Source organism: Enterobacter sp. Ap-867, assembly GCF_011752855.1.
Classification (GTDB): domain Bacteria; phylum Pseudomonadota; class Gammaproteobacteria; order Enterobacterales; family Enterobacteriaceae; genus Cedecea.
Genome location: NZ_VWWS01000008.1, coordinates 211,177 through 235,544, shown reverse-complemented (window position 1 = coordinate 235,544; position 24,368 = coordinate 211,177). Strand labels below are relative to the sequence as shown.

Annotated in this window: 19 protein-coding genes; 2 read left to right on the top strand and 17 right to left on the bottom strand. The window is 54.2% G+C overall.

All coding sequences use genetic code 11. The annotated features are described in order from the left end of the window. Nucleotides 1-30 precede the first annotated feature (30 nt). Nucleotides 31-1,221: an amino acid aminotransferase gene (locus tag F3J26_RS19530; RefSeq protein ID WP_166995512.1), complete on the top strand. Its 1,191-nt coding sequence runs from the start codon at nucleotides 31-33 to the stop codon at nucleotides 1,219-1,221. Between the two features lie 57 nt (nucleotides 1,222-1,278). On the opposite strand, the gene F3J26_RS19525 is transcribed toward F3J26_RS19530, so the two are convergent. From F3J26_RS19525 to cmoM, 7 genes are all read right to left on the bottom strand, one after another. Then, nucleotides 1,279-1,926, bottom strand: coding sequence for an MBL fold metallo-hydrolase (locus tag F3J26_RS19525; RefSeq protein WP_166995510.1), 648 nt, complete (start codon nucleotides 1,924-1,926; stop codon nucleotides 1,279-1,281). Nucleotides 1,927-1,965: 39 nt separating this feature from the next. After that, complete coding sequence (gene mepK, locus F3J26_RS19520) at nucleotides 1,966-2,514, bottom strand: peptidoglycan L,D-endopeptidase MepK (RefSeq protein ID WP_008461203.1); 549 nt, start codon at nucleotides 2,512-2,514, stop codon at nucleotides 1,966-1,968. 184 nt (nucleotides 2,515-2,698) lie between these two features. After that, on the bottom strand, nucleotides 2,699-4,537 hold the full coding sequence (gene ldtD, locus F3J26_RS19515; protein WP_166995508.1) for a L,D-transpeptidase: 1,839 nt from the start codon (nucleotides 4,535-4,537) through the stop codon (nucleotides 2,699-2,701). 182 nt (nucleotides 4,538-4,719) lie between these two features. Continuing rightward, complete coding sequence (gene mukB / locus F3J26_RS19510) at nucleotides 4,720-9,177, bottom strand: chromosome partition protein MukB (RefSeq protein ID WP_166995506.1); 4,458 nt, start codon at nucleotides 9,175-9,177, stop codon at nucleotides 4,720-4,722. Then, nucleotides 9,174-9,890, bottom strand: coding sequence for a chromosome partition protein MukE (gene mukE, locus F3J26_RS19505; RefSeq protein ID WP_008461197.1), 717 nt, complete (start codon nucleotides 9,888-9,890; stop codon nucleotides 9,174-9,176). The genes mukB and mukE overlap by 4 nt, the downstream gene beginning before the upstream one ends. Then, entirely contained in the window at nucleotides 9,871-11,193 is a 1,323-nt protein-coding gene (gene mukF, locus F3J26_RS19500; RefSeq protein ID WP_008461196.1) for a chromosome partition protein MukF, read from the bottom strand. Before mukF ends, mukE begins: the two co-directional genes overlap by 20 nt. A 3-nt stretch (nucleotides 11,194-11,196) precedes the next feature. Beyond that, on the bottom strand, nucleotides 11,197-11,973 hold the full coding sequence (cmoM, locus tag F3J26_RS19495; RefSeq protein WP_039301582.1) for a tRNA uridine 5-oxyacetic acid(34) methyltransferase CmoM: 777 nt from the start codon (nucleotides 11,971-11,973) through the stop codon (nucleotides 11,197-11,199). Nucleotides 11,974-12,105: 132 nt separating this feature from the next. On the opposite strand from cmoM, the gene elyC reads away from it, so the two are divergent. Then, nucleotides 12,106-12,885, top strand: coding sequence for an envelope biogenesis factor ElyC (elyC, locus tag F3J26_RS19490; RefSeq protein ID WP_166995504.1), 780 nt, complete (start codon nucleotides 12,106-12,108; stop codon nucleotides 12,883-12,885). Here elyC and F3J26_RS19485 read toward each other — a convergent pair. The 10 genes from F3J26_RS19485 to cmk form a co-directional block, all read right to left on the bottom strand. After that, complete coding sequence (locus F3J26_RS19485; RefSeq protein WP_166995503.1) at nucleotides 12,862-13,755, bottom strand: YcbJ family phosphotransferase; 894 nt, start codon at nucleotides 13,753-13,755, stop codon at nucleotides 12,862-12,864. The two genes, elyC and F3J26_RS19485, sit on opposite strands and share 24 nt — an antisense overlap. Nucleotides 13,756-13,892: 137 nt before the next feature. Then, nucleotides 13,893-14,639 carry a 3-deoxy-manno-octulosonate cytidylyltransferase gene (gene kdsB / locus F3J26_RS19480; protein ID WP_008461192.1) on the bottom strand — a complete coding sequence of 249 codons (747 nt, stop codon included), beginning with the start codon at nucleotides 14,637-14,639 and terminating at the stop codon, nucleotides 13,893-13,895. After that, on the bottom strand, nucleotides 14,636-14,818 hold the full coding sequence (gene ycaR, locus F3J26_RS19475) for a protein YcaR (RefSeq protein ID WP_008461191.1): 183 nt from the start codon (nucleotides 14,816-14,818) through the stop codon (nucleotides 14,636-14,638). Before ycaR ends, kdsB begins: the two co-directional genes overlap by 4 nt. Before the next feature lie 48 nt (nucleotides 14,819-14,866). Continuing rightward, a complete protein-coding gene (locus F3J26_RS19470; RefSeq protein ID WP_166995500.1) occupies nucleotides 14,867-16,099 on the bottom strand; it encodes a winged helix-turn-helix domain-containing protein in 1,233 nt (410 codons plus the stop codon). Nucleotides 16,100-16,142: 43 nt separating this feature from the next. Then, complete coding sequence (lpxK, locus tag F3J26_RS19465; protein ID WP_166995498.1) at nucleotides 16,143-17,126, bottom strand: tetraacyldisaccharide 4'-kinase; 984 nt, start codon at nucleotides 17,124-17,126, stop codon at nucleotides 16,143-16,145. After that, entirely contained in the window at nucleotides 17,123-18,871 is a 1,749-nt protein-coding gene (gene msbA, locus F3J26_RS19460; RefSeq protein WP_166995496.1) for a lipid A ABC transporter ATP-binding protein/permease MsbA, read from the bottom strand. Before msbA ends, lpxK begins: the two co-directional genes overlap by 4 nt. Before the next feature lie 37 nt (nucleotides 18,872-18,908). After that, the gene (locus tag F3J26_RS19455; RefSeq protein ID WP_166995494.1) at nucleotides 18,909-21,176 is read right to left on the bottom strand and encodes a ComEC family protein; all 2,268 of its coding nucleotides are present in this window, start codon (nucleotides 21,174-21,176) and stop codon (nucleotides 18,909-18,911) included. A gap of 202 nt (nucleotides 21,177-21,378) precedes the next feature. Next, nucleotides 21,379-21,663 (bottom strand): integration host factor subunit beta, encoded by a 285-nt coding sequence (gene ihfB / locus F3J26_RS19450; RefSeq protein ID WP_008461182.1) that lies wholly within the window; start codon nucleotides 21,661-21,663, stop codon nucleotides 21,379-21,381. A 115-nt stretch (nucleotides 21,664-21,778) separates the two neighbouring features. Next, nucleotides 21,779-23,452, bottom strand: coding sequence for a 30S ribosomal protein S1 (gene rpsA, locus F3J26_RS19445; RefSeq protein WP_008461180.1), 1,674 nt, complete (start codon nucleotides 23,450-23,452; stop codon nucleotides 21,779-21,781). A gap of 114 nt (nucleotides 23,453-23,566) precedes the next feature. Then, nucleotides 23,567-24,250 (bottom strand): (d)CMP kinase, encoded by a 684-nt coding sequence (gene cmk / locus F3J26_RS19440; RefSeq protein WP_008461178.1) that lies wholly within the window; start codon nucleotides 24,248-24,250, stop codon nucleotides 23,567-23,569. Nucleotides 24,251-24,368 lie beyond the last annotated feature (118 nt).

Here is a 24,368-nt window from a genome sequence, read left to right as displayed (position 1 = left end):
TTTCCCCCGATATCACTAATGGAACCCGTCATGTTTGAGAACATTACCGCTGCCCCTGCCGATCCTATACTTGGTCTGGCTGACCTGTTTCGCGCCGACGACCGTCCAACCAAAATTAACCTCGGCATCGGGGTCTATAAGGACGAGACCGGTAAAACCCCTGTCCTGACCAGCGTGAAGAAAGCTGAGCTTTATCTGCTGGAAAATGAGACCACCAAAAACTATCTGGGCATTGATGGTATTCCAGAGTTTGGCCGCTGCACGCAAGAGCTGCTGTTCGGCAAAAACAACGTGCTTATTGCCGACAAACGCGCCCGTACGGCACAAACCCCAGGCGGGACAGGCGCGCTGCGCGTTGCCGCTGATTTCCTGGCGAAAAACACCTCAGCAAAACGCGTCTGGGTGAGTAACCCAAGCTGGCCTAACCACAAAAGCGTGTTTAACGCCGCTGGCCTGGAAGTGAAAGAGTACGCCTATTACGATGCGGAAAATCACAGCCTGGACTTTGATGGCCTGGTGGCCAGCCTGCAGGCGGCGGAAGCCGGTGACGTGGTGCTGTTCCACGGCTGCTGCCATAACCCAACCGGGATCGATCCTACCGCCGACCAGTGGAAAACGCTGGCAGAGATGTCGCTGGCCAAAGGCTGGCTGCCGCTGTTTGACTTTGCTTACCAGGGCTTTGCCCGTGGTCTGGAAGAAGATGCCGAAGGCCTGCGTCTTTTCGCAGCCGGCCACAAAGAACTGCTGGTGGCCAGCTCCTACTCCAAGAACTTCGGTTTGTACAACGAACGCGTGGGCGCTTTCACGCTGGTTGCCGCCGATGCCGACACCGCTGACCGTTCATTCAGCCAGGTAAAATCGGTTATTCGCGCTAACTACTCCAACCCACCGGCACACGGCGCCTCCGTTGTGGCGACTATTCTGAGCAACGACGCGCTGCGTACCATGTGGGAACAAGAGTTGACCGATATGCGTCAGCGCATTCACCGCATGCGTCAGCTGTTTGTGAATACCCTGCAGGAGAAAGGCGCCAACCGCGACTTCAGCTTCATCATTAACCAGAACGGGATGTTCTCGTTCAGCGGCCTGACCAAAGAACAGGTTCTCCGCCTGCGTGAAGAGTTTGGCGTTTACGCCGTCGCATCTGGCCGCGTTAACGTGGCGGGCATGACGCCGGATAACATGGCACCGCTGTGCGAAGCCATCGTTGCCGTGCTGTAATAGCCACGCATAGCAAAAGAGCCGCATAAGCGGCTCTTTTTTTATTTGAAACCCGTTTTACCAGACCGGCTGCTCATCCTGCAAAAACGGATTATGCAGGCGCTCGTAACCCAGCGTAGACATTGGGCCGTGGCCGGGAATAAAGGTCACATCATCCCCCAGCGGCAGCAGCTTACGTTTGATCGAATCAATCAACGCCGCATGGTCACCACGCGGGAAATCGCTGCGCCCCACTCCGCCTTTAAAGATAACATCGCCCGAAACCAGTAAACGAGAGGCCGCATCGAAGAAAACGATATGACCAGGCGTATGCCCCGGACAATGCAACACCTGTAAAGTTACATTCCCTACGGAAACACATTCCCCTTCGTTTAACCAGCGGTCCGGCGTCAAAGGCTGACACTCGTCGAGGCCAAACATCCGGCCTTGCTGAGGCAGTCCCTGCAGCCAGAACTCATCTTCTTTTTCCGGCCCCACAACGGGCACGCCGTAATGTGCCGCCAGCTCAGCCGCCGCGCCAACGTGATCGAGATGACCATGCGTCAACAGAATTTGGCTAATCTGCACGCCTTTTTGCGCCACTTCTTGCTTAATGCGCGCCGCATCGCCGCCGGGATCCACCAGCGCTGCCTGCTGCGTTTCCTCGCACCAAATAAGAGAACAGTTCTGGGCAAAAGCCGTGACCGGAATAATGTGATAGTTCATGCTGCTCCATTACCGACAACAAAGCCGGATTCCGTTGTTTTACCAGTGCCTTACCGGCCCGGTATCAATATGCACAAAGTCGCTGCTGGGGTAGTATCCTACACCACCTGCCCGCATAGATAATGCTGCTTTGCGAATATTGCTTAACGAAACGCCTTCAATATGGAAATCCATCGCCTGGCCTTTGGTGTGGTAGCTTTTTTTCGCCACGCCTCGGCTGTGAGCACGGAGTTCATTATTGGTGTCGATGGAACGGTAGCCGGAAACCAGCTGGACCGGTTTGTTAGTCCCTAAAAGCCCCTGCAGGCGATAGAGTTGGTCGAACAGGGAAGGATCGATGGATTTAATCTTGTTCGCCCGGTAGTCCCGGAAGAAATGATTAAGTCTTGCTAATTCATCCTGAATATAGCCTCTGCCATCAAAAAACTCAGCTTTCAGTGACTCTCCAGTATGCAGGTTATTGAGAGTCAAAATACGCGGGCGTGGTGTCGAGAGGGTGGCAAACGACGGCAAAGGCATGAGAGCGGCACCGAAAGCCACGCCCCCCAAAGCCAGTAGCTTGCGGCGATTAGCGTCAAATTTGTCCATGATATCCAGGTCTACAGGTAATAAAATGATGGTTTAATATGCACTTTTGCGCACAGCCATCGCACCATAGCTGCCCGAATCCGGGGAGTCAAGGCACGATAAAACCCAGCAACGGCGGGCCCTGCAGAGGGCCCGGCTGCGTTTTACATTTTCTACGACCACTAATTCATTAGAAATGTTGCGTTTAGCGGATTAATAACCCGGCTTTTGCGAGGTTTTGTGCGCCAGATCGCGCGGTGAGATCATAATTGTAAATATCTGTACGAAATTCGGTGCGGCCATCTTTTCCGACAAAAGCGGTCAGATAGTACAGATTAACCGGAATGTTATGACGGATATTGACGTATTTAGTGTTCCCTTCCTGCAAGGTACTGGATATACGGGAATCATTCCATCCGGCATCCTGCAACAGCATATTTGCCAGCTCAGACGCCTTGTTGACGCGTACACAGCCTGAACTCAGCGCCCTTGCATCCTTCTGGAAGAGGTTATGATTGGGCGTGTCGTGCAGGTAGATGGCGTCAGAACTCGGCATATTGAACTTGTAGCGCCCAAGCGAGTTCTGCGTGCCGGGCTTCTGCTGGAAGCGGAACGGCAGATTATTCTCGGTGATCGTCGACCAGTCTACGCGCCACGGATCGATCATCTCCGCATTGTTGCTCCAGCCGCGAATCACGCTATAGCCGTGCTGTTCCAGGTAACCCGGATTCTGGCGAACCTTTGGCAAAATATCTTTTCGCGCCAGCGTTGGCGGCACGTTCCACGGTGGGTTAACCACAACGTTGTTCAGCGCGCTGCTCATCATCGGGGTTTTACGATCCGGGCGCCCAACGATAACGCGAGAAGCAAGCGCCTCGTTCCCGTTAAGGTAATACACCAGCGAATAGTTAGGAATGTTCACCATAATGCCGGTCTCAAGTTTATCCGGCAGCAGGCGCAAACGTTGAATATTCAATGCCACCAGGGCTGCACGCTGCTGAGGCGTGACGTTAAGCCAGTCGCGCGTCAGTTGGCCAATCGCACCGTCCGAGCCTAACCCTTGCCATTGCTGGAAGCGTTTCACGCCATCGACCAGATCTCGGCTATAAACGCCGCGGGCGGCAACCTGAGATTTTTTCTTGCCAGCCTGAGGAGACGCGTCCTCGACGTTAATCGCGGACGGGCTGACGGTGACATCAGCCACGCTGGTCACCCCCGATGGCTTGTCCTGAAGCATGCCGGTTCGGGCAAGAATTTCTCTCAGCGCCCCCACATCGTTGCTCCACTGCCCTGGTCTTAAGGTCTCTTTGCCGGCCATCTGCGGCCACGGACGGGTATCAGCCAACAGATGAATCAGCGACTGATGCAGCTGGGCATACTGCGGATGCTGAGGCGCAAGGCTGTCGATAAAGTTCACCAGAGAACCCTGATCAACGGCGACCTGCCACTGGTTAATCACCGACAGGGGCGGCGTTTTTAACTTGTAAGGCGTGCTGCTATAAAGCCAGCGATTGCCGTCAATCGGGATGCCCGAAACGAACTGCAGGTAACCCATCATGGCGTCGGAAAGCACCACATCGCGTGCCATACCGGTCACTGCGGGATCGGTCAACAGCTCAACCCACTGGTTAAACTGCGGCTGTATTCCGGCAATGGCCACTTCCGCCAGCTGTTGCTGAAAGGCTTTAACCGCATCGCGGTTTTCCCACATCGGCTTCATGTCACGCGCAGCATAGAAGGCCGACAGGGCGTTGAGATAAACCGGCGTGTAGCCCGCAGGCAGGCCCGCAATAAGCTGCGACCGGCTTTGTGCCGCCGACATCGTGGAGGTGTTTGTTGGCAAAGTTCCGGCCATCGTGGCCGTCGCCGTAGACTGCGCCAAAGGCTGATTGAGTTCCGTGGGCCGATCGGTCTGGAAAGCAGAACTGTCGGAGGGAACGACGGCAGGCTCGTCGGCCTTGGCCACAAACAGCGGAGCGAAACTGAGCGCGAGGCAGTAACCGACTGCCGATAATCGAAAATCTTTAGCTTTTCTAAGCAACATCCCTTGCCCCCTGTTTATTACTGTGCTCACCGTCAAAGGCGGGAAGTATTCACCACTAGTATATAAACAGTAAAAACCATTTGCCTGACAAAATGTAAAGAAAATTAAAGATTAAGACTGTTCGCGACAAAGAAAAAGCGGGCCTTAGCCCGCTTGATAATATCGCATCCAGTAGCGCTGGTTTACGAGGCGTCAGCCGTTTCCGAACCCTGCTGCGGCTCTGGCAGCGCCGGAGCCGCAAAGCCACGCAGGCCAACAACGTGAACGTGCTCGCTGTTCTGGAAGACCTTACGCACCAGCTTATAGGTGGTGCCTTTTTCCGGGCTGATGTTTTCTGGAGCCGCAATAATTAATTGCATTTCCAGACGTTCACACAGCTCAAACAGCGTGGCGATGGACTTGGCATCCAGTCGCGCCGCTTCGTCAAGGAACAGCAGGCGGCAAGGGGAAATGTCTTTCCCACGCAGGCGCTGCGACTCATCTTCCCAGCTCTGAACAACCATCACCAGGATAGACATCCCGGTCCCGATAGCTTCCCCGGTGGACAACGCCCCGCTCTCTGCACGCAGCCAGCCGTCTGAACCACGGTTTACCTCAACTTCCATTTCCAGGTAGTTACGGTAATCCAGCAGCTCTTCGCCGATGGTCTGCGGCGTGCGCTGGCCCATGTCGATCTGTGGGTTAAGGCGCTGATAAAGCTTCGCCAGCGCTTCGGAGAAGGTCAGGCGATTGCTGTTGAACAGATCCTGATGCTGCTCATGCTGCTCGGAAAGTACGTTCAGCAGCGTTGCGTGAGCCTCGCGCACGTTGACGTTCAGACGAACGCTCTTCACCTGGCCGAAGGAGACGCTTTGCAGGCCCTGGTTGAGCATGCGAATACGGTTCTGCTCGCGCTGGATCGTCTTGCGAATGATGTTCGCCACGCTGCGGGAGCTGATCGCCAGTTTCTGCTCGCGTGAAGTCAGCTCTTCCGTCAGGCGACTCAGTTCAATTTCCATCTGTTCGATGGCTTCAACCGGATCGTCGGTACGAATGATGTCCTGGCGAATACGCTCGCGCAGATGCTGATAAACCGCGACGAAGAACTGGATCTTACGTTCAGGGCGCTTAGGATCTTCCGACAGACGAAGTACGTCACGCAGATGTTCGTTGTCGGCCACCGCCAGGCGCAGTGCACCCAACGCCTTATCCGACATGGAGCGCAGATCGTCCCCGGAGAGATAAGCCAGCTCACGACGATGCAGGCGGCGCTCAACGCCGTTGTCTTTCACCATACGCATGACGGCGCACCAGCCTGCTTTCGCCGTCACAACCTGCTCGCGCATTTCAAAGTAACTACGCTCCAGCTGCTTCAGCTTGCGGGTCAGGTTGTTCATCTCCGCTTCGCAGTAAGTCAGCTGCTTCTCAAGCTGATTACGGCGCGAGCGGTTGTTGCTGAGCGCAGTATGCAGCTCATCGCGGCGCGCACGTGCTCTTTCCTCCGCCCCGGTATCTGCGCGGACGCCGATATCCTGCAGTTCTTTATGCAGATCCGTCAGCAGTTCTTTTTTGGTATCAAACGAACTTTTCAGCGACGCCAGAAGCTGGTTGTACTGACCCAGCTGCTGGGCATGCTGGCGCAGCGCTTCACGGGAACGCGTCCGCTCCACTTCAGCCTGTTCCAGACGCTGGCGCAGCTTCTCATTCAGGTCGCTGTTGCCGTCCAGCATAGCGGCAGAATCGCTGTAGCTGAAGTGGGCGCGACGCTGCACGACTTCGGTCAGCGCAAACGCGCGCTGACGGGCATCACGCTGTATTTGCTGCGCGTGAGCGTAGTCGTCTTTAAGCTGCTCGAACTGTTCAGGGTCGCTCTGCAGCACGCTGGCAACGCCTTCCAGTTTGATTAACTGGTTGCCGTGCTGGTGAATAAAGCGAGCGGATTCTTCGGCTTCATCCAGGCGCTCCTGGATTTCATCGCAGCGATCGGCCAGCGTTTCGTCATTCAGCAGGCTAATGCGCGGCAACAGGCGGTTAAGCTGGGCCACGCCCTCTTTTGCCTGCTCAAACTGCTGGCGCTGCTGCTGATTGTCATTTTCGTGGTTGTTGATCGCCCGCTCAATCTCGCCGCGACGGCTGTTGAGGTGGCGAATTTCCGCCTCAGGATCTTCTTCAAACGCCACGCCCAGATGCTGGCCGATAAAGCGGCTAAACGACTGGTGCAGGCGCTGGTTTTTCTGCACATCGAAAGAAAGCGTGGCGAAGCGCTCGGCCAGTGACTCACGTTCGTTATGCAACGCTTCAAGGCGGTTTTCACGCGCGGCACGGCCAAACAGCGGCAGCTCCGGCAGACGCGAATAGCGCCACTGGCGTTCAGCGGTTTTGACGAGTACCGCCGTACCCATCTCTTCAACGGTAAACACGCTGTCATCGAACGAAGACGGGTCCCCTTCAATCAGGTACAGGTCTTCCGGGCAATCTTCCAGATTTTCCAGCTGTTCGCGTACTAAAGAAAGATCGGGCACCACGATGGCGTGACGGGATGGACCATACAGCGCGGAGAAGTACGGTGCATCTTCGAGACCGATATCGTCATAAATTTCAGACAGCAGCACGCCGCCAAAACGTTCGGCCAGCGCGTTGAGGCGCGGGTCTTCGGCACCGCCAGGCTGGCTGAGGCGTTCAATTTCGTCATCTACGGCACGTTTACGCGCCCCGACTTCGTCACGCTCAACGGTGGATTCGCGCTCGCGCTCCAGCAGTTGCTGCATGTACTCAGTCACCTGCTGGCTGGCTTCGAACTGCTCGCCGCTTTGCTCGCACAGCTGAGTCAGGCTGGTTTGCGCCGCAATCCATCTTGGCGCGCGCAGGTTCAGCGTTTTGATGCTGGCCTGAATTTGTTCCAGTTCCTGACGCAGCGCCATGCGCTGCTCGCTTGCTTCGGCTACGGTTTGCTGCAGCGCGCCGATGCGCTCTTCCAGCTCCTCATGCAGCGCTTCAAGCTCTTCCGGATCGAACTGTTTGCCCTGGCGTTTACAGAAGTCAGCGAGCAAGCGCTCAGCTTCCTGCTGTTCTCGCAGGCGCTGTTCCAGCTCGTTGAGGCGCATACGCAGCGGCTGGACCTGTTCGGCCAGATGGCGCTGGTTGCTACTGTCGCGCAGTAATTCACGCGCGGTGTCCCAGGCTTCGCTGCGGCTCACCGGGCCACTGATCGCCGTTACCAGTTGGTAAGCATGTTCGAACTGGCTATGCGCCGCCTGAGCTACGCTCATTTTCTGTTCAAGAGACAGCAGCTTGTCGGTTGCCTCGATCTCTTTCGCTTTGAAAGTGTCCAGCCATTCATCTGCGCTGTCGGCGGTTAAATCCGGCAGATGGCAAAGCTCACGAGCACGCTCCAGCGCCTGAAGCGCCTGCTGATACTGAATCGCACGGGTCTGCTGCACATCCAGCGCCTGCTGATAATCGGCAAGCTGACTCTTCAGCTCATCCACTTCCAGCTCGGCGGCTTCGGCCCGGGCCTCGTTTTCTTCCTGCTGCTCGTGCGCTTCGGCAACGATCTCATTTTGCTCTTCAAGACGAATTTGCAGCTCGTCGAGGTCAGCTTCGTAGCGCTCGATCTTTTCCTGCTGGCGAATCGCCGTTTGCACCAGATTCAGGTGATCGCTTGCGGCCTGGTAATCCGTTTCCAGATCGCCTTCCGCACCGCTGTGTTCACCCAGCTCGCGCGCCATATCAACGTGCTTATATTGTTCGGCGGCCAGCTGCTGGCGGCTAATCAACAGTTCGCGACGAAATTCCAGCGCTTTATCCAGGTGGATACGTCGTTCGTTGGCGTGGCGCATGTAGTCTGCCGCCACATAGTCAGTCGCTTCCGAGATTAAGTGCTTAAACAAATCACGGTCGGACTGGGTGACGCGAATCGCTTCCAGCGTCATGCGGTTTTCACGCAGCGCCGCTTCCATGTCCTGGAAGGCTTTACGCACGCCTCCGTTTTCCGGCAGCAGGTAATCACGCAGGGAACGGGTGATCGCGCTGGAAATACCGCCGTATAGCGAGGCTTCAATCAGGCGATAGTATTTGCTACGGTCTGCGGCGCTGCGCAGGCGACGGGCAACAATGCCCAGATCGAACATCAGCGAGTGGTAGTCGGTAATGGAGTTGAACTGTTTGAACTGCACGCCTTCAATGGCTTCAACTTTATCCTTAAGCTCCTGCAGGCTGAGTACGCGAGCCTGACGTTCATTCAGCATTTCAGTCAGTAACTGCGTCGGCTGAATCGAGGTTGGCAAGCCCTGAATTGCAAAGGGTTTAATATCGACTTTACGGTCGCGCCCGGCGACCTGCTGCAGACGAACCCCCACTACAACGCGCTGATGGCGCGAGTTGATGACGTCCAGCGTGGAGTAACACACGCCGGCTTTCAGCTTGCCGTGAAGACCTTTATCGCGAGAGCCTGAGGTGGCCCCCGCCTCCGTGGTGTTGCGGAAGTGCAGCAACGTTAAGTCCGGGATAAGCGCCGTGACGAAAGCCGCCATAGTGGTTGACTTACCCGCCCCGTTGCCCCCGGAAAGCGTGGTGACCAGCTCATCGAGATCGAAGGTACGCGCGAAGAAACCGTTCCAGTTAACCAGCGTCAGCGAGCGAAATTTTCCGCGTTCAATCATTCTTGTTCATCCTCCGCGTTATCCAGTCCTGGTTGTGGCTCATCGCTCTCATCATTGAGCTGCAGGCGACTTTCGACCGCCATGGCTTCGCCGTCGCGAATCATGCGCAGCTGAGCTTCGCGCGGGTCATCGCCGGTGCGCACATCGGCGCCGAAGCGGAAGACCGATTCGGTGATGCGGAATTTACTGCTGTCGTGGCCCATAAACCAGATCATGCCGAGACGGCGCAGGCGAGTCAGTGAAGCACGCACTTTCTCCTGCAGCTTTTGTCGGTCAAGGTCGGACCCGGTGGAGCGGTTGTTCACCAGCTTCAGCAGCTTGTTTTCATCCGCCAGCGTTAGCAGCTCGTCATAAAGCTCCTGCTGGGTGAAGATCCCTTCGTTGGCCAGACGTTCCGGGCTGAGATAGAGGTAGCACAGAATTTTGCCCACCATCATATCCAGCTCGGAGAGCACAGAACGAGGGATTAGCGTGGTGGAACGTGGACGCAGATAGAAAAATCCTTCTGGCGCACGGATGAGTTCCACGTTATAGCGCGCGTAAAACTCTTCCAGATATTCCTGGAAATCCATCAAGAAGGCGTGGTTGTCCAGCTCTTCGAGGCCAATATGACGCCCGGCGCGCAGCTGGCTGTCGAGCGCAGGAAAAAGAGGGTTAGCCAGCGCCTGTGCCAGTTTAACCGGCATCACTTGTTCAATATTTGTTGATGACATGCGCCTGTACCTTGGCTCCGTAATCGTTAATGGTTTGCCACTTAGCCGGCAATCCTGTGAAATCCGCTTCCGCTACGCCCAGACGCACCGCCTGGTCTACAACAATACGCGCCACGTCGAAGTGACGCGCGCGCGGGTATTGCACGAGGTAGTCACGTACCACAACGCCCAAATCAAGAGGTGCTTGTTGGGTTTTGTAGACCTGCAGCGCCGCTTCAATCAGCGCCGCCAGCTGTTCACGAATTTCGTTAAATTCTTCAAACTCGAGTTCACTTGGCAACTCGCCGGTGACCTCTTCATCCCGCAGTGCCATCTCTTCGTCACGCATATCCAGCAGGCGATCGGCGCTGGAGTAGGTCAGCGCCCATGGCGCATCGAAGTAGCTTTGCACCGACTGGCGCAGACGCTGAGCAAAGACGCGGTTTTTATCCATATCGATAGCGGTACGGATAAATTTATGCACGTGGCGGTCGTAGCCAATCCACAGGTCAATGGCCTGCTGGCCCCAGCTGATAATGCGGTCGAGTTTGCTTTGCAGGTCGAACACAAGGCGGTCTACAAAGTGAAGATCGTCGCGCCCCAGGGTTGAGTCCTGAACGCGCAACAGGTTGGCCTGCAGCTTATCCCCCGCGGCTTCGAGCGTATCCTGCAGTTCACGTAGCGTGCCGGATGTCTCTGACAACAGCAGTTCACAGCTTGAAATCGCCGCTCGCCAGTCTTTGTTTAGCAGTTGGGCAATGTCATCTTTTACCTGCTGCTGCTGCTCGTCCATAATGCGCTGGGTAAGATCGATACTGTCGAAAATCTCCGCCACGGAATATTTGAGCGGCGCATAAACATTGCGGTGCCAGTGAAATTCATCGCCATCTTCATCGGCCGCATCAGCGGCGCGCTTAAGCTCGCCCGCAACGATAGAAAGCTGCATAGACAGACGCAGCGTGGAAAACTCACGCTGGCGAATGTAGTAGTCAGTGATGCCAATCCCCAGAGGCGTCAGGCGATAAATGGCATTGCCTTCGGTTAGCTCGCTGACAAAGCGATTGAGCAAACGCTGACGGACCATATCGTTGATGGCGTTGTTCGCGCGCACGCTGATGGTTTCGCTCGTTTGTTCAAAACCATCGCTGACGTGACGAAACGCATCAATCAGCTCTCCCTCGCTCAGCTCGCCATCAAGGCGCTCGCCGTTTAAGGTGGCCACGGCCAGCAAAAACGTCAGGCGCTCCGTCGGTAGCGAGATCGAAAAATCATTTTTCCTGGCCCAGGCAACCAGTTCAGGCACTGTCTGGGAAAAATCACTCATAATTTATCCTTGGCTCTGCGGCTTAAACGCGGTTACGTGAATATAGCGGCCGAGACTGATAAACGGCTCCTGCCGACAATAACGCGTCTCCAGCGTCAGCAAATCGTCAAAACCATCTCGTTGTTTGTGTTTATCTCGCAGGTAATCGTGAAACACCCGCACGCCGGTTTTACCGGTAATTTGCCAGCCAATTTGCTCCAGCCAGTGATAAACCTGTTCTGGCTGCAGCGGATTGTCGGGCGAAAGGGTTTTGCGCTTATTTTTTTTCATCCCCTGCAGTACATATTCGAAGTTTCCGACAAACATGTTTCGCATCAGCAGGCCGTTTGCATTGTAGAACATTAGCGACAAAGTGCCGCCGGGACGCAAACAATCCCAAAGCGCTTTTAGCACGGCCTGAGGATCGGTGACCCACTCAAGCACCGCATGAAACAATATCAGATCAACCGGGCTTTCCAAATGTTGAGCCATATCCTGAGCGGCAGATTGTACAAAATGCATGTTGTCGCTCACACCTTTCTCCTGAGCGAGCATTTTTGCACGCGCAATCATTTCGGCGGACACATCGCAAAGCACGACCTCATGCCCTCGCTCAGCAAAACGGGTGGCCGTTTGCCCCTCCCCACCGCCGGCGTCCAACACCTTTAAGGTTGCGGGCTGTGTCGCCAGAAAAGCATCCAGATCCTGCCAGAGAATCGCCTGCCGCAACTGGCCTTTGGTTGTGCCATAGATATTGTGCGAAAACTTCTCGGCAATATCGTCAAAATTGCGGTCACCCATGGGTACAGCTCCGTGGCAAAAGAGGTCATCTGACAAAACCGCTATTTTGGCACAGGCGGGACGAGAATGAACCCATCTGGTGTAATATCACGGGGGTTTACCTGCTGGATGGTTAAAAAGGATCCGAATTTCATGCTTTTTATACTGAAAAAAATCATTGGCGGGCTGCTGCTTCCCCTGCCATTCCTGCTGTTAACCATGGGCGTGGCTCTGGCACTGCTGTGGTTTACCCGCTGGCAAAAAACGGCCAAAGGGTTACTCACGGCCAGCTGGCTGGTGCTTTTTCTGATTAGCCTGCAGCCCGTCGCAGACTGGATGCTAAAGCCTATCGAAGACACCTACGCCACTCGCCAACACGGAGACAACGCCCGCTACATCGTTGTGCTGGGCGGCGGTTATACCTGGAACCCGGACTGGGCCCCCAGCTCAAATCTGATCGACAACAGTTTACCGCGACTCGCCGAAGCAATTCGTCTGAAACAGCTCAATCCGGGGGCAAAACTTATCTTTACCGGAGCCAGAGCAATGACCAACCCCGTCAGTACCGCAGAAGCTGGTGCCAGGGTTGCGGAAAGCCTCGGCGTTGCCAGAGACGACATCATTACGCTGGACACACCAAAAGACACAGAAGAGGAAGCCCATGCCGTCGCGAAGCTGATAGGCCAGCAGCCGTTTATTCTGGTGACGTCAGCTTCTCACCTGCCACGGGCGATGATCTTCTTCACCCGGGCCGGGCTGCATCCTCTCCCTGCCCCGGCTAACCAGTTGGCGATAACCTCTCCGCTGAATCCGTGGGAGAAGGCTATCCCCGACCCGGTATGGCTGATGCACAGCGAGCGCGTGGGCTATGAAACCCTCGGGCGCCTGTGGCAGTGGCTGAAAGGCCCTTCAGGAGAGCCAGGGCAGCAATGACTTAGAGGCGTTGTCAAACACCGGCCGGTTCAGTCGGCCGGTTTGCAGCAGGTGTGCTACCTCATCCCACAGCACATATAGCCAGCGCCGCCAGAGAAAAGATTCGGCAACCGGGGCGCGCTGCAAATAGTGCCAAAGCAGGCTTTCGGCCTGACCTGGCTCAGCCAGGCGAAACAGCTCATATTCTCGCGGCGCCCAAAGCATAACCCCGGGGTTAACCATCGCCAGCAATTGATCGCTACGAGAATCCTTGAGCATGCTGCGAAGGGAAAAATTGCCGTGAATAAGCACGCAGTTATCGCTGAAGTCTTCGAACATACGCGGCAGACATTCTCGGGTACGAAACAGAATACGTTTATCCTGCATGGTTAACCCGGTGTTCTGGTACTGATTGAGCGTAGTCCAGAGCACTTCGACTCGCTGGCGGTACCAGTGCGGCCAGATGTTTTCCTGAGTGCTGTCGACGTTTCCCACACAGCCGCTGCTGTCCACGCGATGCCAGGCTAAGAGCCCCTCAACAATCTGGTCTTTGAGCTGCTCCCAGCGGTTAGGCGTTCGGGTTGGTGCTTCACCGGGAACCCCTCGCAGGCGCTCCATCAGTAAAACGTCCGGGCCAGGATGTTCTTCGTGAGTCAACACGCCGTAGACCACCGGCATGCGGACGGTGCCTGAACGCGCCAGCATCGACATTTTCCAGGCCAACTGAGTCGCCAGGCCCGGCGAGGTAAAGCTTTTGGCGAGCAGCGGCATTGCGTGGCCGCCGCTGTCATAGAGCGACCAAAGTGCAGTTTCCGCATGTTCGCTAATGCACTCAATACGGCTTAACTTCTCACCCAGCAGGTGACTTAGCTCCTTACGCAGCAATTCCATACCGATTTCCCCTGGTAATACTGTTGATTTAATAATGAGCGCACCAGGCGAAGTTGTCACCACTCCAGATCAATTGGGTTTCAGAAAAAGAAAAACCGGCCTGGTTAGCCGGTTTGATTGTTCACGCTGAAGGTGAATTAGCGCATTGCCAGACGGACGCGTTCAAGATCTTCTGGGGTGTCCACACCAATACTTGGGATGGCTTTCGCCACGGCAACATGTATTTTTTCGCCGTTCCACAAGACGCGCAGCTGTTCAAGCATTTCGATTTGTTCAAGCTGGCTCGGTGCCCAGCTGACGTAGCGACGGATGAAACCAGCGCGGTAGCCATAGATGCCTATATGACGCAGGAAGGTATCGCCAATCTCTTCACGTGAAGCGGCAAAACGCTCGCGATCCCACGGAATCGTGGCGCGTGAGAAATAAAGCGCGTAGCCCTGCGCATCCATGACCACTTTTACCGCATTCGGATTAAACGCTTCTTCCGCAGATTCAATGGGTACTGCGAGGGTCGCCATGCCAGCTTTGCTGTTCGCGACGTTGTTAGCAACCTGCTGAATAATCACCGGGGGGATCATTGGCTCATCGCCCTGCACGTTCACGATCACCGTGTCGTCGCTGAAGCCACATTTCTCAATAACTTCTGCCAGGCGTTCAGTGCCGGACTGATGATCGGGGCTGGTCAGGCAGACTTCTCCTCCCGCAGCTTCGACGACTCGTGCAACTTCCGGGTGATCGGTCGCGACAATGATACGCTCAGCACCTGATTCGCGCGCGCGGTCCAGAACATGCAGCACCATTGCTTTGCCGTTAATCTCTTTTAAAGGCTTACCCGGCAGACGCGTGGACGCATAGCGAGCGGGAATAATGGCGACAAAACTCATGGGTTGGTCTCGTCTGAAGTCAGCGTCCGGGCTTCACTTTCCAGCAGAACTGGAATGCCATCACGCAGCGGGTATGCCAGGCCATCAGGCTTGCAGATAAGCTCTTGCTTTTCCTGGTTATAGTAGAGCTTGCCGTTACAGACCGGGCAGGCAATGATTTCAAGTAAACGACTTTCCATAATTACTCCAGATGAGTGCCATCAACGGCACCAGAATAGCATAAATGACTAGCCAGCCGGGGCCATTTCCCAGCTAGTACCCCAGCTTTCTCTTAATTCTGCGGGCAAAATACCCAGGGTAAGATGCGTCGCGGATTGCCATCGCGCAAATTCCGTCAGTGCACCACGCAGACCTGCCTGCAAGGCGTCGGTGATTTTTATGCCCTCTTCCAGATAGAGGCTTATGACCTCCAGCTCCCCCTGCTTACGGTGCATTTTGGCGTCTATCCTGCCCACCAGCGCCCCTTTGTGCAGCAGCGGTAAAACAAAATAACCATAGCGACGCTTTTCCGCTGGGGTATAGCATTCCAGTCGATAGGAAAAGTTAAACAGCACCTCTGCTCTGCGACGATCCCAAACGACCGGGTCAAACGGCGAAAGCACGGCGCTGTGGGTAGCGTTAAGCTGATTTTGCTGCGCTTTTTCAAGCAGTGGTAGCAGCGTATGATGCAGCAGCATATCGCCCAGTTTATCGGCCTGGACGCGAATGACATTGCCTGATGAAAGCCAGCTTTCTATCAGGGGCTTTAACGCAATATTTTTCAGTCGGTAGTAATCAGCGAGCCATTCCGGACGGAAGATCCCCAGGCTACAGGCGCTGTTTTCCAGCATGAGTAACTCAGCCTCGGGCTGCTCAATCAGATGCAAGGCATCGTTCCAGTGCGGCATAACGCGCTGGGTTAAATCGTAAACTCTTTGAAAATTACGCCGTTCCGTCACCATCACCTGTCCGGCGGTAAATAACCCCTCAAGATGTTTTTTCTGTGGCTTCCATTCCCACCAGCCGCTCGCGCCTTTGCGTGGATGCTCAAAATCAGCTGAACGGACGGGGCCATTGTCTTTGATATAAGCGAGCAGCTGGCTGATATCTTCCGCATGCTCATTCATCCATTCGGGACGGTATTTCCAGCCCATGTTTTCAGGGCTCAGCATCCGGTGGCGAATGAGCGCAAAATCTTTTTTCGGCAAAAAACAGGCTTCATGCGCCCAGTATTCGATTAGCTCTCCGCTCGCCAGGGCGCTATCAAGCCAGCCGGATTCATACTGCCCAAGGCGACTGAACAAGACGAGGTAAGGGCTGCGGGCAACAATATTAATGGTGTCAATTTGCAGCAGCGACATGCGGGAAATCGCGTCGGCAACGTCAGAGGGCCGTGCACGACGACGAGGCTTTTGAAGTAATCCCTGGGCCGCAAGGTGGAGATTTCGGGCTGCTCGTAATGAAAGTTGTGAAACGGTCATGGCACACCTGTAATCAACGAACGAAAAACCGGTGCCGCAGAGATTAACGCACCAGCGCCAGTAATTGCTTGAGGAGAGTTTCCGCGAGAGGTGAATCAAGCTGCGCATCAACCGGCAGATACCACCAGTTTGTATGCCCCCCGGCAAACGCACGGCATTTTACTGCATCTTTTTCCGTCATCAGTACGACTTGCTCCGCCGTCGCGATAGCCAACATATCCTGTTCGGTAATTGCCTGATGATCGGCCAGCGCAACGGTTTTCACCGGCGTAATACCGCATTGCGCAAGCGTGGCAAAGAAACGCGGCGGATGGCCAATACCGGCCATAGCCACAACGTCAGTAAAATCAGTGACCGGCCGGCGTTCACCGGTGAGTACGTTAATGGCGAGCCCGGGCTTCAAGCGCATGGCGATTTCACCAGCCTGCGGTTCCCCACCATTGACGATAATTGCGTCCACGCTGCGCAGACGCCCGGCTCTTTCGCGCATTGGCCCGGCAGGTAACCACCAGCCATTACCGAATCTGCGGGCCCCGTCGATCACAACGATTTCTTTATCACGCCCTAGAGCATAATGCTGCAAGCCATCGTCGGTAATGATGATTTGCGGAGCTTCAGCCGCGATGAGGGCTTTTACAGCCTCGCTACGCTTTGGTGCAACGGCGACGGGCGCTCCGGTGCGTTGAAAAATAAGTACCGGTTCGTCTCCCGCTTCGGAAGGTGTGGTTTTTGCGTCAAGCAGTAAAGGGTACGCTGCCGCTTTTCCGCCGTAGCCCCGGGACACAACGCCAACTCGCACGCCACGCTGCTGTAGTTGTTCCACAAGCCAGATAACAACGGGGGTTTTCCCGTTTCCCCCCGCCGTCAGGTTTCCAACGACCACCACAGGTACAGGAGCACGCCATATGGCACGCAGACCAATACGGTAAGACAGGCGAATAACGCCGCTCACCAGGCCATAAAGCCAGGAAAGCGGCAACAGCAGCAGGTAGAGAGGTGATTTTCCCGACCAGATACGCTCTATCATTCGCCGAATTGCATCTTATGTAGCTGGGCATAGACGCCACGATGGGCCAGCAGCTCCAGGTGAGGCCCGCGTTCGACGATACAACCATCTTCCACCACCACGATTTCATCAGCCTGCTCAATCGTCGACAGACGGTGAGCAATCACCAGTGATGTGCGGTTTTTTTGCAGTTCATCCAGGGCAGATTGAATCGCGCGCTCCGACTCCGTGTCGAGCGCAGAGGTTGCTTCATCCAGGATCAGGATGGGGCTGTCACGCAGCAGCGCGCGAGCGATAGCGATACGCTGACGCTGGCCACCAGACAGCAGTACACCATTTTCACCGATAATGGTATCCAGCCCGTTGTCCATTTTGCTAATGAAGTCCATCGCGTAAGCCATGCGCGCGGCCTTTTCGATATCTTCACGGGAATACTCGCCGGTACGGGCGTAGGCAATATTATTCGCCACGGTATCGTTAAAGAGATGAACATTTTGCGACACCAGCCCCACCTGATTACGCAGAGAAGCAAGGGTGTATTCGCGTATGTCGTGCCCGTCAATCAGGATGGCACCTTCCTGCTGCTCGTAGAAACGCGTGATCAGGCTGGCAATCGTCGATTTACCCGAACCTGAACGCCCTACCAGCGCAACGGTTTTTCCTGCTGGAATGGTCAGGTTGATATTGCGCAGCGCCGGGACATCACGGCCTGGATAGGTGAAGGTCACATTGCGGAATTCAACGTCACCTTTAGAACGATCGATGACCAGTTTGCCACCGTCCTTTTCCTGCTCAGAGTCAAGGATAGAGAACAGCGTTTGGCACGCAGCCATCCCGCGCTGGAATTGAGCGTTGACGTTAGTCAGTGACTTAAGCGGACGCATTAGCGCAATCATGGAGGAGAACACCACGGTAATGGTGCCGGCTGTCAGGGTTTCCATCACGCTAGGGAAGCTGGCGGCATAAAGCACAAAGGCCAACGCAAGGGAAGCAATAAGCTGAATAATCGGATCAGAGATAGAAGAGGCTGAAACCAGCTTCATCCCCTGATTACGCATGCGGTTACTGACTTTGTCAAAGCGGTCGGTTTCTACCTGCTGGCCACCGAAAATAAGCACTTCTTTGTGCCCCTTCAGCATCTGCTCTGCGCTGGTTGTCACCTGCCCCATGGTGTTCTGCATGTTTTTGCTGATATTACGGAAGCGCTTAGAGACAAAGCGAATGGCAAAAGACACAACCGGTGCCAACACGATCAGGATCACTGAAAGCTGCCAGCTGTACCAGAACATCAATATAAACAGGCCAATAATTGATGCTCCCTCACGGACAACGGTGATCAGCGCGCCGGAAGAGGAAGAGGCAACCTGCTCAGAATCATAGGTAATACGGGAGAGTAACGTCCCGGTGGACTGCTGGTCGAAGAATGAAACCGGCATCCCCATCATGTGGCTGAACAGTCGGCGACGCATGTTCATGACCACCATACCTGACACCCATGAAATACAGTAGCTTGAAACATAGCTGGTCACGCCGCGCAGCAGCATCAACGCAATCACGGCCACTGGCATCCATAGCAGTACAGAAGAGTCCGTTTTACCAAAACCATCATCCAGTAATGGTTTAAGCAGCGAAAGCATGTAGGTATCACTCGCCGCATTGAGGATTAACGCTATCCCAGCCACAATCAGACCCGTTCTAAAGGGGGAAATCATCGGCCAGAGCCGGCGGAAAGTCTGCCATGTGGAGAGATCTTTATCGTTCTGCATTAAGTCGAACCAGCCTTTTATGAAATAGCCGCATATTCTACCCATTATCTCTGGTGACGCCAAACCACTGATGATACCAACGGGGCAATATTTGTTCTCTGAAGCCAGAGATTTGCCATTTATCACCTTTTATTTCAATTGTCAGCTGCCCTGATTGTGCCGTGTCATGCCACTGATAACCGTATTGCCGGTAACGATGAATAATTGTTGAAGACGGTAAGCGCCAAGCGTTAAACCTGGAAGCAGAAGCCAGTGCCACGCTGCCTGAAACGGCTCTCAGTAAAGGACCGCTGGACGAAGTTCGGCTCCCGTGATGTGGAACCTGCAGGACGTTTGCTTCTAGCGTTTGCCACCGTTTTCTCAGCATCGCCAATTCTGCATTCGCCTCCAGGTCCCCCGTAAGCAAAAGGCTAAATCCTCCGTGACTAACTTTAACCACACAAGAGCGATTGTTGCTGCTTCCCTCATACTCTTCGGGTGGCCACAGCACATCGAATTGAATCTCCTGCCATGCCCATTGTTGACCACGAAAGCAAGCCTCATGTCCCTTCCAGCGTAAAGGACTACGAATATTTAAAGCAGGCCACTGCTGCTTAAGACTTTTCAAGCCGCCGATATGATCAAGATGTTCATGGCTAATAATGACCTGCTCTGGCTGAAGGTTTCGCCATTTTAACCAGGGAATAATCACGGTTTTAGCCGCGTCTCCTCCTGGCCATGCGTTGCCCGTGTCGTAGAGTAACGCTTTCCCTTCACGCTCAATAACCACGGCAAGCCCATGCCCCACATCAAGCATATGGACGGCCCAGCTATTTGCCTCCGGCTTACGCCAAAAGGGAAACATCATCATAAGCAACACTGCTGCTGCCGTAGCGAAAGAGCTTCGCCAAAAACCGAATCGCCATATCACTATGGCCCACCAGGCAATGAACGCCAGAAATTGATAACGGCGATCGAGTTCTTTCCACCCATCCGGCAACCCAGCCAGTAACCCGAATACTCCTGCAAGTGATTTATCGGCCAGTGACCAAAGCACCTCGCCTATGACAGGGACTTCTCCGAACACCATACCGGCTAAAATGAAAGGCACGCTAACGAAGGTAATCAACGGCACAGCGAAGAGATTAGCGGCCAGCGAAGTCATACTGATGCCGTGAAATAAAATCACCTGAAGTGGAATGAGCAACAGCGTAATGCCTGTTTGCAAATAAAGCAGATCGACAAAAGGCCGAAGCCAGCGATTTATCGTCATGCGAGGCAGCGGCACCCACTGGTACCAAAAGATAAGCCCGCATACCGCAAGCGCGGAAAGCCAAAGACTTTCAGACAAAATAGCCATCGGTTCGCTAAACACAATGCCCGCGACACAGCACAACAACACATCCCAGGATGACCACTTTCTGCCGCTCAGACGTAATATTGCCCAAATGCCCATTCCAACCAGGGTTCTGACCGCCGGCGGATTCATCCCTGACAGCCAGGTGTAAAATAGCGCGACGCTAAAACTCATCCCCAGGGGAAAACGAAACCCTATCATCGAAGCTGGCAGGCAAAATTGCAGAACCCGAGCAAACAGCCAGCCAATCCCACCGGCTAACGCAATATGCAGCCCAGAAATGGCCATCAGATGTGCAGTCCCGGTATCACGCATGATTTTTTTGACGTCTTCGCTGACATCTATTCGCTCCCCAAAGCCCAGAGCGATAATCACACCCTGCCACGGGAGATTAGCGGTAGCATTTTTGGCTTGTTGGAGCCATTTACCTCGAAGATTACAGCCGCCCGATAGAAGGCTTGCTTTCAACACCCGACCACTAAACGGCAGCATCTGCGAAAGCGCATAGCGCTGTCCGTCAAAAATACCTTCATTAAGACGCCCATGTACCGGGCGAAGGCGTAGCGTCATTAACCATGCTTGCCCCTCACAAACAGGCTCAGGCAATACGCTATTTCGCAATACAACGCCTGGCGCAGGAAACAGGTAACGATCATCCCGTTTGACTATCCGCAGTTCATGCCGTTTTTCGCCATCACTTCTCGTAATTTTCACCTGCACGGTCAGCGGTTTCTCCCCAAACTCAGAGAAAATATCCAGCATTTGCCGCGCACCCAACAGGCTCCAGCTCAAGAATAAAAGGCAAAGCACCAGATAGCGCACCCAAACGATACGGCCCCCAAAACAGGCCAGTGTCAATGCAGCCGCCAAGAACAGTAAAATCCCATTTTGTTCTGGAATAACCGACAGCCATAACAGTGGTAAAGCGCTAATCAGAACGGCGCCAGCAACGGCAGGAATAGAAAACACATCCACCTCCTTGTTACAGGAAGTGTGCGGGAATCTTGAGATTAAATCAGGAAGCAATTGGAGAAATACGTGATGGCTTGAACGCCGATGAATCCTGCTTAACAATATTGCGTTAGCCTTCAGGAAGGCGCTCGCAAAATAGCAAAATCAGTAAAAAAAATGGCACCTCATTTGAGGTGCCATTTTTGCTAACTCTAAGGAATTAGCCGTAAATATTGGCGCGGTCACGCAACTCTTTGCCTGGCTTAAAGTGTGGAACGTATTTACCTTCCAGATCCACTTTGTCGCCGGTTTTCGGGTTACGTCCGGTGCGAGGAGCGCGATAGTGTAAGGAGAAACTGCCGAAACCCCGGATTTCAATACGTTCACCCTCGGCGAGCGTAGAGGCCATATGCTCCAGCATTTCCTTCACCGCATCTTCTACTGCTTTTGCAGGGATGTGAGATTGCTGGGTTGCAAGTCTTTCGATCAATTCTGACTTGGTCATGATTCCTCCGGTTTCCTTTCAGGAAAATTAGCTTACAGCTCTCAATCGAACAAGGGCGGCCGAAGCCGCCCTGATTTTATACCCTGGCAGAAGCCAGGATACAACGCTCGGACGATTACTCGCCTTTAGCTGCTTTGAATGCTTCAGCCATTGCGTTAGAGAAGTTGCCTTCTTCCTGTTTGTTGTTAACAGTCGCAATTGCATCTTTCTCGTCAGCTTCGTCTTTAGCACGAACAGACAGGCTAACAACACGGTTTTTACGATCAACGCCGGTGAATTTAGCTTCAACGTCGTCGCCAACGTTCAGAACCAGAGTTGCATCTTCAACGCGGTCACGGGAAGCTTCAGAAGCACGCAGGTAGCCTTCTACGCCATCTGCTAATTCAACTGTAGCACCTTTCGCGTCAACTGCCGTTACTTTACCAGTAACGATAGTACCTTTCTTGTTCAGCGCAACGTAGTTGTTGAACGGATCTTCTGCGAGCTGCTTAACGCCCAGGGAGATACGCTCACGCTCTGCGTCAACCTGCAGAACAACGGCTGCAATTTCGTCGCCTTTTTTGTATTCACGTACTGCTTCTTCGCCCGCAACGTTCCAGGAGATGTCAGACAGGTGAACCAGGCCGTCGATGCCGCCGTCCAGGCCGATGAAGATACCGAAGTCAGTGATAGACTTGATTTTACCTTCAACACGGTCACCCTTGTTGTGGGTTTCCGCGAACTGCTGCCATGGGTTGTTTTTGCACTGCTTCAGACCCAGGGAGATACGACGACGTTCTTCGTCGATATCCAGAACCATAACTTCCACTACATCACCAACGTTAACCACTTTGGATGGGTGGATGTTTTTGTTGGTCCAATCCATTTCGGAAACGTGAACCAGGCCTTCAACGCCTTCTTCGATTTCAACGAAGCAGCCGTAGTCGGTCAGGTTGGTCACGCGGCCAGTCAGTTTGGTACCTTCTGGATAACGCTTAGCGATAGCTACCCATGGATCTTCGCCCAGCTGTTTCAGGCCGAGGGAAACACGAGTACGCTCGCGATCGAACTTCAGCACTTTAACAGTGATTTCGTCGCCAACGTTCACGATTTCGCTTGGATGCTTAACGCGTTTCCATGCCATATCGGTGATGTGCAGCAGGCCATCAACGCCACCCAGGTCAACGAATGCACCGTAGTCAGTGAGGTTCTTAACGATACCTTTAACTTCCATGCCTTCTTGCAGGTTTTCAAGCAGCTGATCGCGCTCTGCGCTGTTCTCAGACTCGATAACCGCACGACGGGAAACAACAACGTTGTTGCGTTTCTGGTCCAGCTTGATCACTTTGAACTCAAGCTCTTTGCCTTCGAGGTGCAGAGTGTCGCGAACTGGACGAACGTCAACCAGGGAACCTGGCAGGAACGCACGAATACCGTTCAGCTCAACAGTGAAGCCACCTTTAACTTTGCCGTTGATAACACCAACCACAGTTTCAGCTTCTTCGTAAGCTTTTTCCAGCGTGATCCAAGCTTCGTGACGTTTAGCTTTTTCACGGGACAGCAGGGTTTCACCGAAGCCGTCTTCTACTGCGTCCAGCGCAACGTCAACTTCGTCACCAACCTGGATTTCCAGTTCGCCGGCTGCGTTTTTGAACTGCTCTGCAGGAATTGCAGATTCAGATTTCAGGCCCGCATCAACCAGAACGACGTCTTTGTCGATAGCAACAACAACACCACGAACGATGGAACCCGGACGGGTTTCGATTGTTTTAAGGGATTCTTCAAATAGTTGAGCAAAAGATTCAGTCATGTTTAATCTTCAAAAGTTAGATTAACGTCCATCTGGCCTCATGCCGGATGGGGTTGTTTTACATACCCGCTCACACTCCATTGCAGCGGGGGTACTACAAAATGGGTCGCTATCTCAAGCGAGCGCCAGCTTTTCGCGGGCGTATTGTAGCGCTTTTTCAATCACTTGCTCAATGCTCATACTGGTTGAATCCAGTACTAAAGCATCTATAGCAGGCACTAACGGCGCTACAGACCGATTACGGTCGCGATCGTCGCGTTCCTTGATCTCGGCCAAAAGGCGCTCAAAGTTAACACTAAAGCCCTTCTCCTGCAACTGTAGCATGCGCCTGTGGGCGCGCTCTTCAGAGGAGGCATCAAGGAAAATTTTCACCGGCGCATCCGGGAACACAACGGTCCCCATATCGCGGCCGTCTGCAATCAGACCCGGCGCTTCACGAAAAGCGCGCTGGCGGCGCAGCAAGGCTTCGCGAACACGCGGGAACGCGGCCACTTGAGAAGCCGCGTTTGCCACTTCCTGAGTGCGAATTTCAGCGCTAACGTCTTCCCCTTCGAGAATCACTTCCAAATTGCCGTCGGTGGAAATAAACCGAACGTCCAGGTGGGCCGCAAGGGGCACCAGCGCGTCTTCGGAAGCCACATCAACATGGTGATGTAACGCCGCGAGCGCCAGAACGCGATAAATCGCACCAGAGTCCAGCAGATGCCACTGCAGCGCTTCGGCCATGGCCTTACAAAGCGTGCCTTTACCGGCGCCACTTGGGCCATCAATCGTTATTACCGGGGCGGATGCCGTCATCGTTTTCTCCTCTATCGCTGGATTCGCGGGTGGTAAACGCCGCGCATTATACGCCGCAACCGCCAGGACTGTTATCTTTCCAGGCAAATATCCACGGGAATCAGGCTGAGTGTAGAAG

Coding starts and splice junctions, on each gene's coding strand:
- kdsB (WP_008461192.1), bottom strand. CDS start 14,639: ATGAGTTTTGTCGCCATTATTCCCGCTCGCTATGCGTCCACGCGTCTG.
- rpsA (WP_008461180.1), bottom strand. CDS start 23,452: ATGACTGAATCTTTTGCTCAACTATTTGAAGAATCCCTTAAAACAATC.
- F3J26_RS19530 (WP_166995512.1), top strand. CDS start 31: ATGTTTGAGAACATTACCGCTGCCCCTGCCGATCCTATACTTGGTCTG.
- cmk (WP_008461178.1), bottom strand. CDS start 24,250: ATGACGGCATCCGCCCCGGTAATAACGATTGATGGCCCAAGTGGCGCC.
- ycaR (WP_008461191.1), bottom strand. CDS start 14,818: ATGGAAAGTCGTTTACTTGAAATCATTGCCTGCCCGGTCTGTAACGGC.
- elyC (WP_166995504.1), top strand. CDS start 12,106: ATGCTTTTTATACTGAAAAAAATCATTGGCGGGCTGCTGCTTCCCCTG.
- mukE (WP_008461197.1), bottom strand. CDS start 9,890: ATGTCATCAACAAATATTGAACAAGTGATGCCGGTTAAACTGGCACAG.
- mepK (WP_008461203.1), bottom strand. CDS start 2,514: ATGGACAAATTTGACGCTAATCGCCGCAAGCTACTGGCTTTGGGGGGC.
- mukB (WP_166995506.1), bottom strand. CDS start 9,177: ATGATTGAACGCGGAAAATTTCGCTCGCTGACGCTGGTTAACTGGAAC.
- ldtD (WP_166995508.1), bottom strand. CDS start 4,537: ATGTTGCTTAGAAAAGCTAAAGATTTTCGATTATCGGCAGTCGGTTAC.
- lpxK (WP_166995498.1), bottom strand. CDS start 17,126: ATGATAGAGCGTATCTGGTCGGGAAAATCACCTCTCTACCTGCTGCTG.
- msbA (WP_166995496.1), bottom strand. CDS start 18,871: ATGCAGAACGATAAAGATCTCTCCACATGGCAGACTTTCCGCCGGCTC.
- F3J26_RS19525 (WP_166995510.1), bottom strand. CDS start 1,926: ATGAACTATCACATTATTCCGGTCACGGCTTTTGCCCAGAACTGTTCT.
- cmoM (WP_039301582.1), bottom strand. CDS start 11,973: ATGGGTGACCGCAATTTTGACGATATTGCCGAGAAGTTTTCGCACAAT.
- F3J26_RS19485 (WP_166995503.1), bottom strand. CDS start 13,755: ATGGAATTGCTGCGTAAGGAGCTAAGTCACCTGCTGGGTGAGAAGTTA.
- ihfB (WP_008461182.1), bottom strand. CDS start 21,663: ATGACCAAGTCAGAATTGATCGAAAGACTTGCAACCCAGCAATCTCAC.
- mukF (WP_008461196.1), bottom strand. CDS start 11,193: ATGAGTGATTTTTCCCAGACAGTGCCTGAACTGGTTGCCTGGGCCAGG.
- F3J26_RS19470 (WP_166995500.1), bottom strand. CDS start 16,099: ATGACCGTTTCACAACTTTCATTACGAGCAGCCCGAAATCTCCACCTT.